Source organism: Aliiroseovarius sp. F20344 (assembly GCF_023016155.1).
Taxonomy (GTDB): domain Bacteria; phylum Pseudomonadota; class Alphaproteobacteria; order Rhodobacterales; family Rhodobacteraceae; genus Aliiroseovarius.
In genome coordinates this window covers 992,580-1,011,377 of the sequence record NZ_JALKBG010000008.1, presented here as the reverse complement: position 1 = coordinate 1,011,377, position 18,798 = coordinate 992,580, and the positions used below count along the sequence as shown (strand labels likewise).

Genomic DNA, 18,798 nt, shown 5'->3' with positions numbered 1-18,798 from the left:
CATATCCTTTCGGCTTGCCCCGATGTAGCGCGCGCGCTGGCAAAACGAAAGCCTCCCCCTCAGCGCAGAATTGTCGCACGCGGTCACATAGGTGTCAGTCCGAGACTGCCCGCCTCGCATCTTTCAGCGTTTCTTGAACGGCTGCCCGCAACAATGAGGCCTCGGAGCCCACTCCAAGGAAGGTCACACCCAGATCACGATAGTAGGCAAAGTTTGCACTGTCGTAGTGCAAGATGCCCGCAGCCTTCCCAGCAGCCAGAATACGCGCGATGCCGTCGGCAATGGCCTCTTTCACCTCTGGGTGGCCGGGATTGCCGCGATGGCCCATATCGGCAGAAAGATCAGCCGGCCCAATAAAGACGCAATCTACACCTTCGACTGCTGCAATCTGGTCGATATTTTGCATCGCCAAACGGGTTTCGGCCTGCACGATCAGGCAGATCTCATCATTGATGTTGGTGCCGTAATCCGCAACGCGGCCCCAGCCAGACGCCCGCGCCACAGCCGCCCCCATACCGCGCCGTCCTTCAGGAGCATATCGGGTCGCCGCAACCATTTGCTTTGCGTGCTCCGGTGTATCCACCATCGGCACCAGCAGGCTTTGCGCCCCGATATCAAGCACTTGTTTGATGATCCAATCTTCACCAATGGGAACACGGACAACAGGTACGCTGTCAAACGCCGCCATTGCGCGCAACTGGTTTTGGATTGTGACGGGATCATAAGGGGCGTGCTCGCCATCAATCAGGCACCAGTCGAACCCGGCAGAGGCCGCAATTTCAGTTGCGGACACATCGCCCAGGTTCAGCCAAAGACCAATCTGAAGGTTCTTCCCAGCCAAATGCCGTTTAAGCTTGTTCGGTGATGCTGGCATTCCGCCCTCCATTGCTTAACATCGCAATGATTAGCGTAAACGATCCAGCATCCCTCTTCAAGTCGGGCCGCATCTGCGCCTTAGCTTAGATAGTCAGAGCGCTGCAGTCCGTATTTGGCCATCTTCTCGTTCAGCGTACGGCGTGGCAGGCAAAGCTCCTCCATCACACCAACGATCGATCCCTTGTGGCGACGCATCGTGTTGTCGATCAACATCCGCTCAAACGCCTCCACATATTCCTTCAAGGGCTTGCCTTCGGTTGTCATCACTGGTTGAACCTCGTCGTGATCCGACATCAACAAGGATGAGATCGTGCCAGACCCGCGGCGTGACTGGAGCACCGCGCGTTCGGCGATGTTTTCAAGCTGACGAATATTGCCCGGCCACGGAGCCTGCAAAAGCTGTGCGGCTTCTTGCGCGCTGACCCCGGGCGCAGCACAGCCATATTCATCGGCGAACTGATCCGCGAAAACCGTGAACAGCATCAGGATATCTTCGCCTCGCTGACGCAACGGTGGCAGAGTGATTTTCATTGCAGCAAGGCGATAGAACAGATCCGGGCGCAGGCAATCCTCGCATGTCTTGCCTTGCTCTTGCAGGTTACAGATCGCAACAACGCGGGTTTCAGCGGGTGAACCTTGATCATTCATCCAAGTTAGAAGCCGTGCTTGAAGATCCATTGGCATGCCTTCGATGTCTTCCAACACCAAGGTGCCGCCGCGGGCTTCTTCGACCAGCGGGATCGCCCCGCCTTCGTCAATTGGACCGAAAAGACGGCGCGTAAGCTCGTCTTCTTCCATACCGGCACAAGATGTCACGACAAAGCGCTTACCTGCCTTGGCCCCTACCGCGTGAAGTGCATGGGCCACCAAGGTCTTACCCGTGCCCGTTTCGCCTTCTATCAGCACGTGGCCATCCGATTGGCCAATATCCAGAATATCCTCGCGCAGGCGGGACATGACTGGCGAAGCGCCGATCAGTTTTTTCATGATCGTATTGCCATCCCCCAGCTCGCGCCGCAAGGCACGCGCATCCATCGCCATGCGTCGCTTGTGTGACGCTGTTTTCACCAGTTTGGTCAGCTGATCGGGGTTGAAGGGCTTTTCAAGGAAATCATAGGCCCCAACGCGCATGGCTTCGACCGCCATCGGCACGTCGCCGTGGCCCGTGATCATGATCACTGGCAAGCTGCTGTCCTGGCTCATAAGCTTTTTCAGGAAGCCCATCCCGTCCATACCGGGCATACGAATGTCCGAGATTACAATGCCGGAATAGTCGGGTCCAATGGCTTTCAGCGCGTCTTCTGCCGACGGGAACGTGTCGGTCTCAAACCCTGACAGGGACAACCACTGAGAAATGGATTGCCGCATATCCTGTTCGTCATCGACGATCGCGATTTTAATTGCCTGTGCCATGTCGCTCTCCTGTGCGATTCTTGTTTTGGCCGCTACTCGGCGGCTTCAATATTGGCGTCTTCCTCTTTCAAGATAGGAAGCTCAACTTCAAATACAGCCCCTCCGTCCTGACCATTTCGTGCGGTCAGACGACCACCAAGGTCGGACACGATACCGGACGAGATCGCCAGCCCCAGCCCAACCCCATCACCCGGAGCCTTGGTTGTGTAGAAGGGTTCAAATAGACTGTCCAAATCGTTCACGCCGTCTCCGTTATCACGCACCGTGATCAGCGCGTAGTCGCCCAGACTGACGATGATATCGACCTGAGGCAGATCGACAGATTTGGTCGCGTCCAGTGCATTGCGAAGCAAATTGATCAGGACTTGTTCCAAACGCAACCGATCGCCCATCACCATCACCGGATCGCGCGGAATATTGCGCGTTATGCGGATTTCGCGCCGTTTTAGCTGCGGCTCCATCATGGATAAAGCCGAGGAAACACAATCACGTACGTCCATGGGTTCAAATGTATCACCGCCCTTGCGCGCGTAGGATTTTAATTGGCGGGTAATCGCCCCCATTCGTCCGATCAGGTCATCAATCCGCTGAAAACTGGACAGCGCTTCGTTCGGACGGTCGCGTTGAAGTAGCAGCCGCGCACCCGCCAGATAGGTCTTCATCGCAGCAAGCGGTTGGTTCAGCTCATGACTGACAGCCGCCGACATTTCGCCCAAGGCGGCCAGTTTTGAGCTTTGCGCCAAGGTCTGCTCTGCAACCTGCAAGTTTTCTTCGGCGCGCTTACGTTCCGAAATCTCGCGCTGAAGGGCAACGTTCAGCTGACGAAGCTCCGCTGATTCCTGTGCAAACTCAGCGCTGCGCCATTGGGCACGGCGGCTGATCAGATAGAACAGGAAGGACAGGATCATGGCGAAGGCCATGATTTCCAAGGACAAAACCGTATTCACCTTCTCACGCACCGACGCGTACGAGGTGAACGACGTCATGCGCCACCCCTGAAACGGCACGCGTGTTTCGTGACGCATAACTGCTTCGCCAAGATAGAGCACTTCGGCGGGAAGCCCGGACCAGTCGATGGCCTGCCGGGCAGATCGGCGGATGGCTTCGGTGGCGGAAATGGTGGCCAAAGCCTCACCTTCCGGTTTGCCCCGCCAGCGCGGTTCGGTGGACAGGATGACATTGCCTTCGCTGTCCGTGACCAGCACTGCGTCCGAGATCCCCGCCCAGCTTGTTTCAAACTTGCGCAGATCCACGCCCACCACGATCACGCCAAGCGTATTCCCGGCCTGTTCGATCTTGCGTGAATAAGTGAAAACATATTGCCCGGCTTCGGTCTGAACCGTTGTGAACACAGTGTCGTTGCTTCGAAGCGCTTCGATGAAATACGGGTCTGAACGGTGTTGCGATCCAAGAATTTCACGGTTTGTCGTCGCAACCGCGCGCCCATCGCGGTCCAATAGCAACAGGGACGCTGCCTCGATCTCATCCAGATAGGAGATCAATCGCGCGGTACTTTGCGAGAAGTCCGAGCTGTTGAGCGCAGAAATAAAGGCCGGATCGCGCGACAAAAGCAGCGGAACAACCGAATTTCGCTGCAATTCGCTGATCAGGTTACCGGAATAGAGCGCCACACGCAGTTCGGCGCGATTTCGGGTCGTCTCGGTATACCGCTCGGTCAGAAGCTTGTTGGAGAAAAAGACAACCGCCACGGCCAGCGTGATCAGCGCGATCAGCACCAGCCGCGCTCTCATGCTCACCCCCGGCCGCGGAGGCCGCGGGCTGGGTGGTCTGTGTGTGGTTTCGTCCCCCATAGGGGAAAGATAGGGCGCTTCAGGCCCCATCACAATCAGGCCGCAACGACGCTATCCACCAACGAGCGGAACATTGCCACCCCGTCAGTCCCGCCATGCATTTCATCCACACAGCGTTCCGGGTGCGGCATCATGCCAAGAACGCGTCGGTTCTTCGAGATCACGCCTGCAATATCACCGGTCGAACCGTTAGGATTGTCGGTATAGGTAAACGCAATCCGGCCTTCCGCGCGCAGCTGGGCAAGCTTTTCATCCGTCACGTTGTAATTACCGTCATGGTGCGCCACGGGAACGGTGATTTCTTGCCCCTGCTCATAGCCGGAAAGGAAAGCACAGTCGGTGGTTTCCACTTTCAAACCAACGGGTTTGCAGATGAACTTCAGGTTCGCATTGCGCATCAAGGCACCGGGCAGGATGCCGGTTTCGGTCAGCACCTGAAAGCCGTTGCAGATACCAATGGCATAGCCACCACGTTCAGTGTGTTTGATCAACGAACGGGTGATCGGCGATTGGGCCGCGATGGCCCCGCAGCGCAGATAGTCCCCGAACGAGAACCCACCCGGTACACCCACGATGTCCAGATCGGTGGGCAGCTCGGTTTCTTTGTGCCAGATCATCTGGACCTGGGCACCCGCGCGTTCGAACGCTACCGCCAGATCGCGGTCACAGTTTGAGCCGGGAAAGACAATGACACCTGCCTTCATCACAGCACCTGAATGGCGTAGTTTTCGATCACGGTGTTGGCCAGAAGCTTCTCACACATCTCTTTGATCTTCTCTTCCGAGGTGCCTTCGGCCACGTCCAGCTCGATCACTTTGCCCTGACGGACCTTCTCGACACCGTCAAAGCCAAGGTTGCCAAGCGCGTGGCGCACGGCCTCGCCCTGAGGGTCCAGAACGCCGGTTTTCAGCATCACATCAACACGTACTTTCATGCGCACAATTCCTTAGTTGATCAGGGTCGGTTTGGTGGCTGCGTGCGTCACGTTCGAGGGCAAAACCCCCAACCGGCGCGCAACCTCGGTATAAGCATCATTCAGGCTGCCAAGGTCTTGGCGGAACACATCTTTATCCAGCTTCTGGCCAGTTTCGATGTCCCACAACCGGCAGCTGTCGGGGCTGATTTCGTCAGCGACGATCAAGCGTTGGAAATCCCCTTCGTATACACGGCCAAACTCGATCTTAAAGTCAATCAGCTTGATGCCAACGCCATACATGGTGCCAGACATGAAGTCGTTCACACGAAGCGCCATGGCAACGATGTCGTCCATGTCCTGCTGAGACGCCCAACCAAAGGCGACGATGTATTCTTCAGGCACCAGAGGATCACCCAAACTGTCGTCTTTATACGAAAATTCGACAATCGGACGCGGCAGTTGCATGCCTTCTTCAAGACCAAGACGCTTGGCCATCGACCCAGCCGCATAGTTGCGCACGATGACTTCCAGCGGCACAATCTCGGCGGCGCGGACAAGTTGTTCACGCATGTTCAAGCGTTTCAGGAAGTGGTTCGGCACGCCGATCTGAGTGAGGCCCTTCATGAAGAACTCGCTCAGGCGGTTGTTCAGAACACCTTTACCTTCAATGACGTCCTTCTTTTCCGCATTAAACGCGGTCGCATCATCCTTGAAATATTGAACAATCGTTCCGGGCTCGGGGCCCTCGTAAAGAACCTTTGCCTTGCCTTCGTAAAGCTTCTTGCGCCGTGCCATGGGGTCCCCCGCGTCAGGTTTGGCGGCCACCTTCGCCACGGGCCCCCTGCCCGGGTGAGTCTTCGCCGTTGCCCGCCCTATACGGGAAAGGCAGAAAAGGGGCAAGAATATCGCCCACTGAATCAAGAAATACAGGAAATCACCGCTGTGAGAGCGCTAGCGGGGTTGCGATACGCGCTTGTGATTGGCATATCAGACAGGAACGCGGCTGCGGGCCCCTAGCCTTGCCAGCTGCAAGACCAAGACAAGGGAATACCATGACCACCTTTGACGACCGCGAAAGCGCCTTTGAAGCCAAATTTGCCCATGACGAAGAAATGATCTTCAAGGCCGAGGCCCGTGCAAACAAGAAGCTTGGGCTTTGGGCCGCTGAGAAGATGGGCAAAACCGGTGATGATGCCGAAGCCTATGCCCGCGAAGTCATCGTTTCGGATTTTGAAGAAGCCGGCCACGAAGACGTCGTGCGCAAAGTAACCGGTGATCTGGGCAACGTCAGCGCTGACGAAGTTCGCGCCAAACGCGCCGAGCTTCTGGCCCAAACAAAACAAGAGATCATGAACGAAGGCTAATAAGCCCTTCTTTCTGTGATGTGAAAGGCGTGCCTGCTGGGTGCGCCTTTTTTCGATTATTGCGATCGACATCCACGCGTTCACTTCCAGCCAAAAATTTCCTTAAAATTGAAACTGTTAAGACTTCTTTCGTCGCATCACAGAATACTGTGCGAGGCCATAAGCCGTGATGCGTGAGATACGGGGAAGTGAAATAGTTGGATGACAGTTCGTTAAACGGTCGCAAGCGTGGCTTTGCCACAGCTTTGGCGCGCAGTGCTGAAAGCGGGCTGGATCTGCGGCGCATGGCTTTACGCCAGCTTCTTCCCTTCGGGCTGACCCTTGGACTTGTGATTTTGCTGTGGCAGCGCATCGAAGGGCTGGATGTGGCGTATATCTACGCCTCTCTCAAAACCGTTTCTCTGTCTCAGTGGTTTGGGGCCGCTGTCTTTTCTACGATCTCGTTTTGGGCACTTGGCCGCTATGATGGGGTTGTCCACCGCCTGATCGGAACGGGTGTGTCCATAAAAGCGGCAGAGCGCTCGGGAATCACTTCAATCGCCTTGTCCCAAACCGTTGGCCTTGGCGTTGTTTCTTCCGCCTTTGTGCGCTGGCGCATGCTGCCTGACCTGTCTTTGATTCAAGCGGTGCGCATTTCAGCCATTGTTGCAGTGTCTTTCCTGTCTGCATGGGCTGTGGTCGCAGCCCTCATTGTGTTGACGGTTCCTATGACAACGCCGTGGGCCGACTGGATTGCTTGGCTGGTCTTAGCTGTCGCTGGTATGTTTTCAGCGCTCTCGGTGCTGCGCCCTTCGTTCATGATGGCGCTGCATATCCCACCCCTAAAGGCGATGGGCGCATTCCTTGCTTTGGCACTAATTGACACGGCGGCGGCAGGGATCGCCTTGTGGATGGTCATGCCGGAAGGCTGCGACGTCGCCCTGTTGCCCTTGATCGCAGCGTATCTATTGGCCTTGGGCGCGGGCCTGATCAGCAGCGCCCCCGGTGGCATGGGGGCATTTGAACTGACCCTTCTGGCACTTCTTCCTACGCTCGAAGCAGAGCCTCTTTTGGCCGCCATTCTCGCGTTCCGTACCATCTATTATGCCGTTCCAGCCGTTCTCGCCGCGCTGGTTGTGATCCGCGGACCGAATAAGAGGCGCTTGGCAGCTGGCCCACATGAAGGAGCTAAGCTTCGGCCGATCAAATCAGCCCCAACCCTGCCACCGCATATTGCGAAAACCATCACGGACGCCCCACGGGCCGAGGCTGGGCTTCTACGCCAAGGTCGCTTGTCCTTGATCACCTCTGACCAGGGCGTGGCCGCTGCAATGGGCGCATCTTCGGGGCAAAGCCTATTGGTCCTGTCCGATCCACTAGCCCAAAAACTCGATCATACATCCCTGCTCAGATCGCTGAAGGCGCTGGCAAATCAAAGCTTCCTGTCCCCTTTCCTTTATAAGGCCGGGGGGCGATGGGCGGTGGCTGCGCGCCACGCGGGATGGCAGGTCTTGCCCATCGCGCGCGAGGGCTGGATTGATCCAACAGGTTTCACATTGTCGGGGTCCGACAAACGACAGCTACGCCGAAAACTGCGGCAGGCCGAAACGGCCGGTATCGAGATCCGCGAGGCGGGTGCCGACCTGCCATTGCCCCAAATGCAGAGGATTGCGGACAATTGGTGCAGCCTTCGAGGCGGAGAACGCGGGTTTTCCATGGGCCAATGGCACCCAGACCACCTGCCCCATGCCCGTGTGTATCTGGCCAGACAAAATCACGACGTGATTGGGTTTCTGACACTCCATGAAAACGCGTCAGAGCAAGCTTTGGACCTGATGCGCATGTGCGCCGATGCGCCCGACGGCACCATGCATGCCCTGCTGGTATTCGCGATTGCTCAGGCCGGGCGGGAAGGTTGTACCCGTCTGTCGCTGGCCGCCGTTCCCCTTGAAGGTCAAATGGACGAACCGTGGCTCTTTCACCGCGCACGCCTTAAACTGGATCAGATCACCGGCGCTGCGGGGCTACGCCAGTTCAAAACCTCATTCGCGCCGCGCTGGGAAACGCTTTATGCGGCAGCGCCCTCGCGGATCGCCCTTGCTCTTGGCGCATTGGACGTAACACGGGAGATCTGTCGCAAAGCAGAAGCAGGGGTACTTTCAAAACACCGCTAACGCCGCCACCAAGCTGCTCTATCAGCAAACCCCTCAAGTTTGTGTCGCTCGCATTGTGAATTCGGCTCAAAGCCAACATGAATGCATTGCATTTGCACCTGCGGGCGTTCCATGGCAGGTAGCGCGCAAACAAGCGGTGAACGGAGACACCCATGACAGATGCCCTAACAAAACTGATGAACGAACGCGATTGGCTGATGGCGGATGGTGCCACGGGCACGACCCTGTTCAACATGGGCCTGACATCGGGCGATGCGCCGGAATTGTGGAACGTCGACAAGCCGGAAAACATCCGCGAGCTCTATCGTGGACCGGTTGAAGCGGGATCAGACATCTTCCTGACCAACACGTTTGGCGGCAATGCCTCGCGCCTGAAACTGCACGACGCACAGGATCGCGTCCGCGAATTGAACCGTGTCGGCGCTGAACTCGGGCGTGAAGTCGCCGATGCATCGGGTCGGACTGTGATCGTTGCGGGCTCGGTCGGGCCGACCGGCGAAATCATGGAACCAATGGGATCGCTGACCTTTGATGGCGCGGTCGAGATGTTCCACGAACAAGCCGAGGGCCTGAAAGAAGGTGGTGCAGATGTGCTGTGGGTCGAAACCATTTCAGCGCCTGACGAATACAAAGCCGCCGCCCGCGCGGCCGAGTTGACCGGCATGCCCTGGTGCGGCACGATGAGCTTCGACACCGCCGGACGCACTATGATGGGGCTGACCTCAGCCGAACTGGCTAAATTGGTCGAAACCTTACCCAATCCACCCCTGGCCTTTGGGGCCAACTGTGGCGTTGGGGCGGCAGATTTGCTGCGGACCGTTCTTGGTTTCGCGGCACAAGGAACCGAGCGCCCGATCATCGCCAAAGGCAATGCTGGCATTCCGCAATATGTTGACGGCCATATCCACTATGACGGAACGCCAGAGCTGATGGCGGACTATGCCGTTCTGGCCCGTGATTGTGGCGCGAAGATCATCGGCGGCTGCTGCGGCACGACACCCGAACACCTGAAGGCCATGCGCGAGGCGCTTGAAACCCGCCCCGCACGCGGCTCGCGCCCGACGCTGGACGAAATCTCGGAAGCGATTGGTGGGTTTTCATCAGCATCGGATGGCACCGGGGATGATGCTGCGCAACCTGCGCGCCGCAATCGCCGCCGCCGCGGTTAACGGCACTTTCACATTAAAAGTGCGTTCGCAGGTCGCGCGCCCTTTTTTTGTGCCGTAGCATGTCCGGCACGAGATCAATTTCAAAACAGGCTTAACTGATCGCCCTGCGCGATTGGCGGTTCAAACAGATCGCAGCGCAGATCCGGCATAAGTTTGGTCAGCTCAAACCGCTGGCAGGCCTTTTGAAACCGCTGCTTCAGCAGTTCGGCAAACACGCCGCGCCCCACCATGCGTTGACCAAATTCTGATTGATAGTCTTGCCCACCCCGCATCTCGCGGACCCGGTTCATGACCTTCGCTGCGCGGTCGGGATAGTGTTCCTCTAACCATTCCTGAAACAGCTCCGCCACTTCACCGGGAAGACGCAAAAGAATGTAGCTGGCCGCCACTGCCCCTGCGTCGCGCCCGGCTTGCATGATCGGTTCTAGCTCGTGATCGGTCAGTCCCGGCACGACAGGAGACGCCATGACCCGCACGGGCACCCCTGCCCCGGACAAGCGTTCGATCATCTGAAGACGCCGCTTCGGGCTGGGAACACGCGGCTCCATCTTGCGGGACAAATCAGGCTGCAGGCTGGTGATCGATATGCCGACCTGCGCCAGACCTTTGGCCGCCATACGTGACAGAATATCCAAATCCCGCTCGATCAACGTGCCTTTGGTGATGATCATGACCGGGTTTTGAAATTGCTCGAGCACCTCAAGTACCTGCCGGGTGATCCGGTATCGTCCCTCGATCGGCTGATAGGGATCAGTGTTGGTGCCCAAAGCCAACGGCGCCACGCGATAGGACTTACGCCGCAATTCGGTTTCCAGCTGCTTGGCGGCATCGGGGCGCGCGATCAACTTCGTTTCAAAATCCAGCCCGGGTGAATAGCCCAACCATGCATGGGTCGGGCGCGCGTAACAATAGATGCACCCATGTTCGCAACCACGATACGGATTCAGGGATTGATCAAACCGCAAATCGGGCGAGCTGTTGCGCGAAACAACCGACTTCGGACGCTCGATTGAAACCTCGGTTCGGAACGGCGGAAGCGGTTCCTCGGCCCAGCCATCATCCACCCGAACCCGTTGAAATCCCTCGAATCGACCCGTGGAATTCGAGGCCGCCCCCCGCCCACGTCGACACTCGGCGTCAATTCTGTCGGAATGATCCTTTTCCATGGGATCAAAATAAGAACATTTGAAGAACAATCAAATGAAATTCACGTTTCTTGCGCATATTATTCATTTGCCAACAGGTCGGTGACAGGGCACTCCATGTCGCAAATTGCCCAGACCCAATGCGCCATCTTGCCGCATTAGGGAATAAGAAACAGACCTCTAGCCAGGGAAAGACGCACATGTCTGATCAAGAAGAAGATATCATCCTGAGCGAACTCAACGATGAAGAGTTGGTGCAGCAGATGCATGACGACCTTTACGACGGTCTTGCAGAAGAGATCGAAGAAGGTGTCAACATCCTGCTTGAACGTGGCTGGCAGCCCTATCAAGTTTTGACCGACGCGTTGGTTGGTGGCATGACAATTGTTGGCATCGATTTCCGTGACGGCATCTTGTTTGTGCCCGAAGTTCTTCTGGCCGCCAATGCCATGAAAACCGGAATGGCGATCCTGAAACCCCTGCTTGCCGAAACCGGCGCACCACGCATGGGCAAGATGGTCATCGGCACTGTAAAAGGCGACATCCACGACATCGGCAAGAACCTTGTGTCGATGATGATGGAAGGTGCCGGGTTCGAAGTGGTTGATCTGGGCATCAACAACGCGGTCGAAGCCTATCTTGAAGCGCTTGAAAAAGAAGAGCCCGATATCCTTGGCATGTCCGCTCTGCTGACCACCACAATGCCTTACATGAAAGTCGTGATCGACACGATGGTCGAAAAGGGCATTCGCGACGATTACACCGTTCTGGTTGGTGGCGCACCCTTGAACGAAGAGTTCGGCAAAGCCATCGGCGCAGACAGCTATTGCCGTGATGCAGCCGTCGCTGTGGAAACCGCGAAAGAGTACATGGCGCGCAAGCACAACCAGCTTGCCGCGGGCTAGGTCTTTGCGAAACACAAATTCAAAGGCCCTGCCCCGCGGCGGGGCCTTTTCTTTTGCGCACACAGCCCCCAGATTAATCGGATGAGCAAAACACGTTTCATATTCCTGATTGCCTTGGTGATCCTGTCTGCTGGCCTGACGGTACTCGTCGCGGGTTGGGCTGCTGCATCTGGAAAGCTGGATGGGCAGGTTGCGATGGCGCTGCTGCCCTTGGTCATGCTTGCCTCGATCGCATGGCGCGCCCTGTCAGGAAGGACTGAAAAATGAACGTGAATGACGACGCTCTGACACAAGACGGGTTGGCACCGACGCAATCGAAGGCATCAGTTTTGATCCTCGCCTGCGGCGCGCTGGCGAATGAGATTTTGGCGCTGATCCGCATGAATGGCTGGGATCACATGAGCCTGACCTGCCTGCCTGCGATCTTGCACAACACGCCCGAGAAAATCCCAGAGGCCGTGCGCGACGCTGTCGCCAAGCACAGAGCAGATTTTGACCAGATATTTCTGGCCTATGCCGATTGCGGAACCGGAGGCCAGCTTGATGCGATCTGCGATGAGATGGGCATCACGATGATCCGCGGGCCGCATTGTTATTCATTTTTCGAAGGCAACGACGCGTTCGAGAAGCGCACAGACGGCGAAATTGACGTCTTCTATCTGACCGATTTTCTGGCCCGTGGGTTTGAGAACTTCGTGATCAAGCCCTTGGGTTTGGACAAGCACCCCCAGCTTCGGGATATGTATTTCGGCCACTACACCAAGCTGATGTATCTGGCTCAATCGGACAATCCGGAATTGAACCAAATGGCCGAAGACGCGGCCGAGCGTCTTGGGCTGACCTATGAGCGCAGGTTTACCGGCTATGGGGATCTGGCGACGTCGTTAGAGACGCTGAACCGCAGTTAGGCCGCTTCCGACGCATAGTGGCGGATACGTTCGACCATCGCGCGCACGCCGTTTGAGCGCTGAGAAGACAGATGTTCATTCAAGCCAAGACGCGCCAGTTCCGCTGGTGCATCGACTTTGGCAATCTCAGACAGCGGCAAGCCTGTGTAGAGCGCCGACAGAACCGCGATCAGCCCTTTTACGATCATTGCATCGCTATCGCCCGAAAAATGAAAAGTTCCGTCCGCGATTTCGGGATGCAACCAGACCTGACTGGCACAGCCTTCCACCTTGGTGGCCGGAACCTTCAGGGCCGGGTCCATATCTGGCAGCGACTTGCCCATGTCGATCACAGTCGCATAACGATCTTCCCAGTCATCCAGGAACTCGAAATCCTCAACAATCTCTTCAAATGCCGGGCTTGCCATGGGGGGTCCTTTCGTCTTTCTTCCCTGACCTATGACGATCACGCAAAAAGGTCCAGTCTCAGATCGGATTGCTGTCTTTTCAAAACCCCCGACATGGGCTAACCCTTTGGGCAGAGAAAGAGGAGCCGACATGAATTTCCGCCGACTTGCTGCCCCTGCCCTGATGTCCGCGCTTATTGTGACGCTGACCGCATGTGGCGGAAATACGAATCTCAATCCGCTCAGCTGGTTCAACTCCAATCGTGTTGAAGAGGTCGCCATCATTCCAGAAGGTGGATTTCTGGAAGATCAGGAAAATCGCGGGCTGGTTACGCAGGTTGTTGACCTGCAAATCCTACGCACTCAAGGTGGCGCGATCATTCGTGCAAAAGGCCTGCCGCCGCGACTTGGATACTGGGATGCCGAACTGGTTCCAGAAAACTTCGAACGCGCCGAAAATGGCGTACTGACCTACATGTTCCGCATCACTGAACCCTACTACCGCACCCAAACTGGTCGCCCAAAACAGCGCGAGGTTTATGTCGGGCATTTCGTGTCAGACATTAAGCTGCAAGGGGTTCGGACAATTCGCGTGGTCGGTGAACAGAACAGCCGCGCAGCCAGCCGTTAACTGGGTCTCAGACTTCGAAAACTTCCACGCGTTGCCCTTTGGCAGCAAGCGCAAGCTTTCCGTCACACAACCGCTGCGCGTCGTCTCCAAAGACTTCGGCGCGCCAGCCGGTCAGCGCCTTCATGTCGCGCTTGCCAGCGGCCAGAGCGTCCAGATCAGCCGCTGATGCAATCAGCTTTTGTGCGACCTTTTCTTGCTCGCAACGGGCTTTCAGAAGAACACGCAACAGATCCGCCAATGCCGGGTTCACCTGAAGCTTCTCTTTCGAGCGGTCCGAGACTTTCGGCAGTTTATCTTGTGGAAGCTCTAGGCCCACGGTGATCGCTTTCAAAATCCCATCGGCGATATCGCCCTTACGCGCTTCACGCAGCAAAAGCCGCGAGCGGTTCAGTTCTTGCATATTGCGCGGCTTGGTCGAGGCAAGCTCTAGCAACGCATCGTCCTTCATCACGCGGTTTCGCGGGACATTCCGGGCTTGGGCATACCCTTCCCGGAACCGGGCGAGTTCTTTCGCAACACCAAGGAAACGGCCAGAATTCGTGCGCGTTTTCAAACGCTTCCACGCATCTTCGGGATGAATGGTGTAGGTAGCGGGATCGGTCAAACCGGACAGCTCTTCCTGAACCCAGTGGGCACGGCCTGTTTTCTCCAACTCATCCGCCAGATGTTCGTAGATGCCGCGCAAATGGGTCACATCCCCCTGCGCGTATTTCTTTTGCGCATCGGTCAGTGGGCGGCGCGACCAATCCGTAAATCGGCTGGATTTGTCCAACTGTGCCCGCGATATCTTACGCACGAGTGTTTCATACCCAACCTGATCCCCAAAACCGCAGACCATCGCCGCGACCTGCGTGTCAAACAAGGGGCGCGGGAAAACACCGGCTTCTACAAAAAAGATTTCAAGATCCTGTCGCGCGGCGTGAAACACTTTGACCACACGTTCATCGCGGAAAAGCTCATAAAGCGGCTCAAGCGACAGACCATCGACGAGCGGGTCTACAAGCACGGCGTCATTGTCGTCATCCCCCGGAACGGCCAACTGGATCAGGCACAGTTTCGAGTAATAGGTGCGTTCACGCAAAAACTCGGTATCGACGGTCACATAAGGGTGCGAAGTGGCGCGGATACAGAATTCTTCCAGCGCTTCGGTCGTCGTGATCGTGATCATAAAAAGTCTACCTGCTCTTTACCGCACCAAACTAGGGCTTCGCACGGGTTTACGAGGATTTCCTGCGAAAGGGAAGCCTGCGTCGCGCAAGTTCCAAACAGCCAGCTTCACGGCAACAAAATGGGCGTTCTGTCCCCGTCAGCAAACCGTCGTAGTACAGCAGGATAAAGGATGTGTTCCTGCACCAGCACGCGCGCGGCCAAACTGTCTGCGGTATCGCCTGCCTCGACAGGTACACGCGCTTGACCAAGGATCGGGCCGCCATCCAGTTCAGCCGTGACTTCATGCACGGAACAGCCTGCCTCGGCATCTTGTGCATCCAGCGCGCGTTGATGTGTGTGCAGGCCTTTGTATTTCGGCAAAAGCGACGGATGGATATTCAGGCAGCGCCCAGCCCAATGACCGGTGAAAGTGGGCGTCAGAATACGCATGAACCCTGCAAGGCACAGAATATCGGGTTGCGCAGCTTCTAGATTGGAATTCAGTGCCTTTTCAAAGCCTTCTCGATCACCTTTAAAGTCGCGATGATCGACGACAGCAGTGGGAATTCCTATGGCTTCGGCTTTGCTCAAACCACCCGCGTCTGGGACGTTCGACAGCACCAAACAAGGCCGTGCCGGGTGATCGTCGGTCATCGAGTTAACCAACGTCACCATGTTTGAGCCGCCCCCCGAGATCAGGATGGCAACCCGTTTCTTCGGGGTATCGCTCACGCGAGCGTTCCCAGATAGCTCACGCCCTCGCCCTTCTGGATGCGGCCAAGGCGAGTCACGCGCTCGCCTGCTTTGGTCAGCAGCTCGGCTACGTCATTGGCCGCTTTGGCGTCCACCACCAAAACCATGCCTTGTCCTGCATTGAAAGTCTTCAGTATCTCTGACTGTGACATACTGCCGGTCGCGGCCAACCATTTGAAGACAGGGGGCAATTCCCATTCATCCAGATCCACCAGCGCAGCAAGACCCTTTGGCAACACGCGCGGCAGGTTTTCGGTCAAGCCACCACCCGTTATGTGGGCCAGAGCATGCACGCCCCCTGCGCGCACAGCGTCCAGCGCCTGACGAACATAAAGGCGGGTTGGCGCCAACAGCGCCTCGCCCAGCGTGATTTTTGCGTCCCACGGACATTCCGCATCCCAACCAAGGCCCGAGACTTCGACCAATTTACGCACCAGCGAATAGCCGTTTGAGTGAACGCCATCTGACGCCAGCCCCAACAGCACATCGCCTTCGCGCACGCCTTTGGGCAGGTCTTCGCCGCGCTCCATCGCGCCGACCGAGAAGCCCGCAAGGTCAAAATCGCCGTCTTCATACATGCCCGGCATCTCAGCCGTTTCGCCACCGATCAGCGCACAGCCCGACAGCTCGCAGCCCTTGGCAATACCTTCGATGATCCGCGCGGCCTTGTCTGTCTCCAGACGACCCGTTGCGAAATAATCCAAGAAGAACAATGGCTCAGCACCCTGGCACACAAGGTCGTTCACGCACATAGCCACGAGATCGATACCGATTGTGTCCACATTGCCGGTGTCAATTGCGATGCGCAGTTTGGTGCCAACGCCGTCCGTGGCCGAAACCAGAACCGGATCGTTGAAACCAGCCCCTTTCAGATCGAAAAGTGCGCCGAAGCCGCCCAGACCTGCCATCACACCGGGACGGTTGGTGCGTTTTGCGGCGGGTTTGATCCGCTCGACAAGTTCGTTGCCCGCGTCGATGTCCACGCCTGCATCCGCATAGGTGATACCGTTCTTGCCGTCGCTCATGTCTATCCCCCGGATGGCGCCTAAAGAAATCTGCGCATCCGATAACTTAAGGCAGGCTAAGAGTCCACGCCCCGCTTGACGCTGCGCACCAGTTTGCTAGCTATGGCGCACCGAGAGAAACAGTGGGCCTGTAGCTCAACGGTTAGAGCAGAGCGCTCATAACGCTTTGGTTGGGGGTTCAAATCCCTCCGGGCCTACCATCTTTTCCTAAAGTTTATCTGCTATGCACGTTTCGCGAGCCATTTTCCGCAGTTGGGGCAAATGCATAGATGACAATCCGCTCGTAGTGATGGCCCATAACGGCTAACACTACAGGCACACAGACAGGAGCATTTCATGCCACAAACCGCATCCAGCAACCGCCGCATCGTCTTGGCAGAGCGCCCCAATGGGCTTCCGGATAAAAACACGCTTCGCCTTGAGGAAACCCCCGTTCCCACCCCGAAGGATGGTGAGATGCTGTTGCGCACGGTTTTCCTGTCGCTCGACCCATATATGCGCGGACGTATGAACGATGCGAAATCCTATGCTGAGCCTGTGAAAATTGATGAAGTGATGACCGGTCAGGTCGTTGCAGAAGTGATTTCTTCAAATCTTGATGGTTTTTCTGCTGGTGACTTCGTTCTGGCGGGAAGCGGTTGGCAAGATTACGCAATTTCTGATGGGACTGAAGTGATCAACCTTGGCGCGTCACCCGCTAACCCCTCATGGTCATTGGGTATTCTGGGCATGCCCGGCTACACTGCTTACGCTGGATTATTGAAGATTGGCGAACCAAAGCCCGGCGAAACCGTAGTGGTTGCTGCGGCATCAGGCCCAGTTGGCGCCACGGTCGGCCAGATTGCAAAAATCAAAGGCTGCCGGACGGTGGGAATCGCGGGCGGCGCAGAGAAATGCGCGCATGTGGTGAACAATCTGGGCTTTGACGCCTGTATCGATCATAAGGCCGATGACTTCGCTGAACAGCTTGCCGCCGCCTGCCCTGATGGCATCGATGTCTATTTCGAAAATGTGGGTGGCAAGGTTCTTTATGGTGTGTTGCCTCTTTTGAACCCCTTCGCACGCATGCCCGTTTGCGGTGTGGTGTCATGGTACAACCTAACCGGTCTTCCCGATGGTCCCGATATGGGCCCCGCCATCATGGGCACGATTCTAAGGATGAAAGTGAAGGTGCAAGGCTTCATCATTTTCGACAGCTTCCCCCTGAGCACGTACCAAGAGTTTGCTAAGGACATGACGGGGTGGCTGGCCGAGGGAAAGGTCAAATACAAAGAACAGGTTGTCGATGGGCTTGAGAATGCACCCCAGGCGCTTAACGAGCTGCTTCTTGGTCAGAGTTTCGGGAAAATGGTGGTTAAGGTCGATTAGGACTGGGTCACCTTATAATTAAAGCAAACGGCGAAGGCCATAAGCACACGCTTAGCTCGCGTAGTTGCTGCCTTCGTCGTCCAGAATAGCTCTCAGTTCCGACAGATGGCGATCCCCCTGTTCGGGGTATTCTTCCAGCTCTTTCGCGGTTTTCTCCGCAATCTCGTCCGATAGCACGCGTAAGGGCTGGCCGGTTTGCAGCGCACGGATGTAGGTCTCGGCCGCGCGTTCAAAATAGTAAAGCCGGTTGAAGGTATCCGCGACGCTGTCTCCGATCACCAGCACGCCGTGATTGCCCATGATCATCACCTTGACCTTCGGATCCGTCAGCATCTCGGCACAGCGCGCGCCTTCATCTTCGAACGCCAGCCCGCCATAGCCATCGTCGATCACATAGCGATTGTAGAACGTCGCGCAATTCTGATCGATTGGTGGCAGATTGCTATCCGCCAAAGACGCCAAAACCGTTGCGTGGATCGAATGTACATGCATCACGCAGCGCGCGTGTGGGCAATGCCGATGCACCCCCCCATGTAACCCCCACGCAGTGGGGTCCGGCGAGTCAGGGCGATCCATAGTAGTGGGATCGTCCGCGTCGATTTCCAAGAGGTCTGATGCCCGGATGCGGGCAAAATGCATCTGGTTGGGGTTCATCAGAAACTTGGTGCCGCTGTCATTCACGGCAAGGCTGAAGTGGTTCGCCACCCCTTCGTGCATATTCAGACGCACGGTCCAGCGAAAGGCGGCCGCCATATCAACGCGGTCATTCCAATGGGCGATGTTGGGCACGGGCGTGGTCAGCGTCATAGGAAACTCCTGTAATTTA

General features: G+C 56.7%; 20 protein-coding genes and 1 tRNA gene. 9 read left to right on the top strand and 12 right to left on the bottom strand.

Translation table 11 applies throughout. The features are described 5' to 3' along the window. Positions 1 to 94 precede the first annotated feature (94 nt). The 6 genes from MWU55_RS13920 to purC form a co-directional block, all read right to left on the bottom strand. On the bottom strand, positions 95 to 874 hold the full coding sequence (locus MWU55_RS13920; RefSeq protein ID WP_246937014.1) for an HpcH/HpaI aldolase/citrate lyase family protein: 780 nt from the start codon (positions 872 to 874) through the stop codon (positions 95 to 97). A gap of 80 nt (positions 875 to 954) precedes the next feature. After that, a complete protein-coding gene (locus MWU55_RS13915) occupies positions 955 to 2,289 on the bottom strand; it encodes a sigma-54 dependent transcriptional regulator (protein ID WP_246937012.1) in 1,335 nt (444 codons plus the stop codon). Between the two features lie 32 nt (positions 2,290 to 2,321). After that, positions 2,322 to 4,040: an ATP-binding protein gene (locus MWU55_RS13910; protein WP_246937010.1), complete on the bottom strand. Its 1,719-nt coding sequence runs from the start codon at positions 4,038 to 4,040 to the stop codon at positions 2,322 to 2,324. A 95-nt stretch (positions 4,041 to 4,135) separates the two neighbouring features. Next, positions 4,136 to 4,804: a phosphoribosylformylglycinamidine synthase subunit PurQ gene (gene purQ, locus MWU55_RS13905; protein ID WP_246937008.1), complete on the bottom strand. Its 669-nt coding sequence runs from the start codon at positions 4,802 to 4,804 to the stop codon at positions 4,136 to 4,138. Then, entirely contained in the window at positions 4,804 to 5,034 is a 231-nt protein-coding gene (gene purS / locus MWU55_RS13900) for a phosphoribosylformylglycinamidine synthase subunit PurS (protein ID WP_246937006.1), read from the bottom strand. The genes purQ and purS overlap by 1 nt, the downstream gene beginning before the upstream one ends. Positions 5,035 to 5,046: 12 nt before the next feature. Next, entirely contained in the window at positions 5,047 to 5,811 is a 765-nt protein-coding gene (purC, locus tag MWU55_RS13895; RefSeq protein ID WP_246937004.1) for a phosphoribosylaminoimidazolesuccinocarboxamide synthase, read from the bottom strand. A gap of 257 nt (positions 5,812 to 6,068) precedes the next feature. Here purC and MWU55_RS13890 point away from each other — a divergent pair, with 257 nt between their 5' ends. From MWU55_RS13890 to bmt, 3 genes are all read left to right on the top strand, one after another. Continuing rightward, positions 6,069 to 6,380, top strand: a complete 312-nt coding sequence (locus MWU55_RS13890) for a DUF1476 domain-containing protein (protein ID WP_246937001.1) — start codon at positions 6,069 to 6,071, stop codon at positions 6,378 to 6,380. A gap of 197 nt (positions 6,381 to 6,577) precedes the next feature. Beyond that, positions 6,578 to 8,533 carry a phosphatidylglycerol lysyltransferase domain-containing protein gene (locus MWU55_RS13885; protein ID WP_246936998.1) on the top strand — a complete coding sequence of 652 codons (1,956 nt, stop codon included), beginning with the start codon at positions 6,578 to 6,580 and terminating at the stop codon, positions 8,531 to 8,533. A gap of 152 nt (positions 8,534 to 8,685) precedes the next feature. After that, complete coding sequence (bmt, locus tag MWU55_RS13880) at positions 8,686 to 9,702, top strand: betaine--homocysteine S-methyltransferase (RefSeq protein WP_246936996.1); 1,017 nt, start codon at positions 8,686 to 8,688, stop codon at positions 9,700 to 9,702. Positions 9,703 to 9,782: 80 nt separating this feature from the next. On the opposite strand, the gene MWU55_RS13875 is transcribed toward bmt, so the two are convergent. Beyond that, positions 9,783 to 10,868 carry a PA0069 family radical SAM protein gene (locus MWU55_RS13875; protein WP_246936994.1) on the bottom strand — a complete coding sequence of 362 codons (1,086 nt, stop codon included), beginning with the start codon at positions 10,866 to 10,868 and terminating at the stop codon, positions 9,783 to 9,785. Between the two features lie 179 nt (positions 10,869 to 11,047). Between MWU55_RS13875 and MWU55_RS13870 the strand changes: the two genes are divergently transcribed. The 3 genes from MWU55_RS13870 to MWU55_RS13860 all read left to right on the top strand — a co-directional run bounded on the left by MWU55_RS13870 (position 11,048) and on the right by MWU55_RS13860 (position 12,660). Then, entirely contained in the window at positions 11,048 to 11,752 is a 705-nt protein-coding gene (locus MWU55_RS13870) for a B12-binding domain-containing protein (protein WP_246936991.1), read from the top strand. Positions 11,753 to 11,833: 81 nt separating this feature from the next. Next, positions 11,834 to 12,019: a hypothetical protein gene (locus tag MWU55_RS13865; protein WP_246936989.1), complete on the top strand. Its 186-nt coding sequence runs from the start codon at positions 11,834 to 11,836 to the stop codon at positions 12,017 to 12,019. After that, complete coding sequence (locus MWU55_RS13860) at positions 12,016 to 12,660, top strand: DUF1638 domain-containing protein (RefSeq protein WP_246936984.1); 645 nt, start codon at positions 12,016 to 12,018, stop codon at positions 12,658 to 12,660. Before MWU55_RS13865 ends, MWU55_RS13860 begins: the two co-directional genes overlap by 4 nt. On the opposite strand, the gene MWU55_RS13855 is transcribed toward MWU55_RS13860, so the two are convergent. Then, complete coding sequence (locus MWU55_RS13855; RefSeq protein ID WP_246936982.1) at positions 12,657 to 13,067, bottom strand: SufE family protein; 411 nt, start codon at positions 13,065 to 13,067, stop codon at positions 12,657 to 12,659. The genes MWU55_RS13860 and MWU55_RS13855 overlap by 4 nt on opposite strands. Positions 13,068 to 13,197: 130 nt before the next feature. Here MWU55_RS13855 and MWU55_RS13850 point away from each other — a divergent pair, with 130 nt between their 5' ends. Next, positions 13,198 to 13,677, top strand: a complete 480-nt coding sequence (locus MWU55_RS13850; protein ID WP_246936980.1) for a hypothetical protein — start codon at positions 13,198 to 13,200, stop codon at positions 13,675 to 13,677. A 7-nt stretch (positions 13,678 to 13,684) separates the two neighbouring features. Here the strand turns inward: MWU55_RS13850 and rnd are convergent, their stop codons facing one another. From rnd to purM, 3 genes are all read right to left on the bottom strand, one after another. Next, on the bottom strand, positions 13,685 to 14,845 hold the full coding sequence (gene rnd / locus MWU55_RS13845; protein ID WP_246936977.1) for a ribonuclease D: 1,161 nt from the start codon (positions 14,843 to 14,845) through the stop codon (positions 13,685 to 13,687). 107 nt (positions 14,846 to 14,952) lie between these two features. Beyond that, on the bottom strand, positions 14,953 to 15,558 hold the full coding sequence (gene purN, locus MWU55_RS13840) for a phosphoribosylglycinamide formyltransferase (protein ID WP_348646237.1): 606 nt from the start codon (positions 15,556 to 15,558) through the stop codon (positions 14,953 to 14,955). Continuing rightward, positions 15,555 to 16,604, bottom strand: a complete 1,050-nt coding sequence (purM, locus tag MWU55_RS13835) for a phosphoribosylformylglycinamidine cyclo-ligase (protein WP_246936973.1) — start codon at positions 16,602 to 16,604, stop codon at positions 15,555 to 15,557. The genes purN and purM overlap by 4 nt, the downstream gene beginning before the upstream one ends. A gap of 124 nt (positions 16,605 to 16,728) precedes the next feature. Here purM and MWU55_RS13830 point away from each other — a divergent pair. Beyond that, positions 16,729 to 16,804 (top strand) — tRNA-Ile (locus MWU55_RS13830). Positions 16,805 to 16,940: 136 nt separating this feature from the next. Further along, on the top strand, positions 16,941 to 17,972 hold the full coding sequence (locus MWU55_RS13825; protein ID WP_246936970.1) for an NADP-dependent oxidoreductase: 1,032 nt from the start codon (positions 16,941 to 16,943) through the stop codon (positions 17,970 to 17,972). 51 nt (positions 17,973 to 18,023) lie between these two features. Here the strand turns inward: MWU55_RS13825 and MWU55_RS13820 are convergent, their stop codons facing one another. Next, on the bottom strand, positions 18,024 to 18,779 hold the full coding sequence (locus MWU55_RS13820; protein ID WP_246936967.1) for a class II aldolase and adducin N-terminal domain-containing protein: 756 nt from the start codon (positions 18,777 to 18,779) through the stop codon (positions 18,024 to 18,026). Between the last annotated feature and the right edge of the window lie 19 nt (positions 18,780 to 18,798).

Coding starts and splice junctions, on each gene's coding strand:
- MWU55_RS13825 (WP_246936970.1), top strand. CDS start 16,941: ATGCCACAAACCGCATCCAGCAACCGCCGCATCGTCTTGGCAGAGCGC.
- MWU55_RS13865 (WP_246936989.1), top strand. CDS start 11,834: ATGAGCAAAACACGTTTCATATTCCTGATTGCCTTGGTGATCCTGTCT.
- MWU55_RS13820 (WP_246936967.1), bottom strand. CDS start 18,779: ATGACGCTGACCACGCCCGTGCCCAACATCGCCCATTGGAATGACCGC.
- MWU55_RS13875 (WP_246936994.1), bottom strand. CDS start 10,868: ATGGAAAAGGATCATTCCGACAGAATTGACGCCGAGTGTCGACGTGGG.
- MWU55_RS13915 (WP_246937012.1), bottom strand. CDS start 2,289: ATGGCACAGGCAATTAAAATCGCGATCGTCGATGACGAACAGGATATG.
- purQ (WP_246937008.1), bottom strand. CDS start 4,804: ATGAAGGCAGGTGTCATTGTCTTTCCCGGCTCAAACTGTGACCGCGAT.
- MWU55_RS13870 (WP_246936991.1), top strand. CDS start 11,048: ATGTCTGATCAAGAAGAAGATATCATCCTGAGCGAACTCAACGATGAA.
- purS (WP_246937006.1), bottom strand. CDS start 5,034: ATGAAAGTACGTGTTGATGTGATGCTGAAAACCGGCGTTCTGGACCCT.
- MWU55_RS13910 (WP_246937010.1), bottom strand. CDS start 4,040: ATGAGAGCGCGGCTGGTGCTGATCGCGCTGATCACGCTGGCCGTGGCG.
- bmt (WP_246936996.1), top strand. CDS start 8,686: ATGACAGATGCCCTAACAAAACTGATGAACGAACGCGATTGGCTGATG.
- MWU55_RS13850 (WP_246936980.1), top strand. CDS start 13,198: ATGAATTTCCGCCGACTTGCTGCCCCTGCCCTGATGTCCGCGCTTATT.
- purC (WP_246937004.1), bottom strand. CDS start 5,811: ATGGCACGGCGCAAGAAGCTTTACGAAGGCAAGGCAAAGGTTCTTTAC.
- MWU55_RS13890 (WP_246937001.1), top strand. CDS start 6,069: ATGACCACCTTTGACGACCGCGAAAGCGCCTTTGAAGCCAAATTTGCC.
- MWU55_RS13860 (WP_246936984.1), top strand. CDS start 12,016: ATGAACGTGAATGACGACGCTCTGACACAAGACGGGTTGGCACCGACG.
- purM (WP_246936973.1), bottom strand. CDS start 16,604: ATGAGCGACGGCAAGAACGGTATCACCTATGCGGATGCAGGCGTGGAC.
- rnd (WP_246936977.1), bottom strand. CDS start 14,845: ATGATCACGATCACGACGACCGAAGCGCTGGAAGAATTCTGTATCCGC.
- MWU55_RS13920 (WP_246937014.1), bottom strand. CDS start 874: ATGCCAGCATCACCGAACAAGCTTAAACGGCATTTGGCTGGGAAGAAC.
- MWU55_RS13855 (WP_246936982.1), bottom strand. CDS start 13,067: ATGGCAAGCCCGGCATTTGAAGAGATTGTTGAGGATTTCGAGTTCCTG.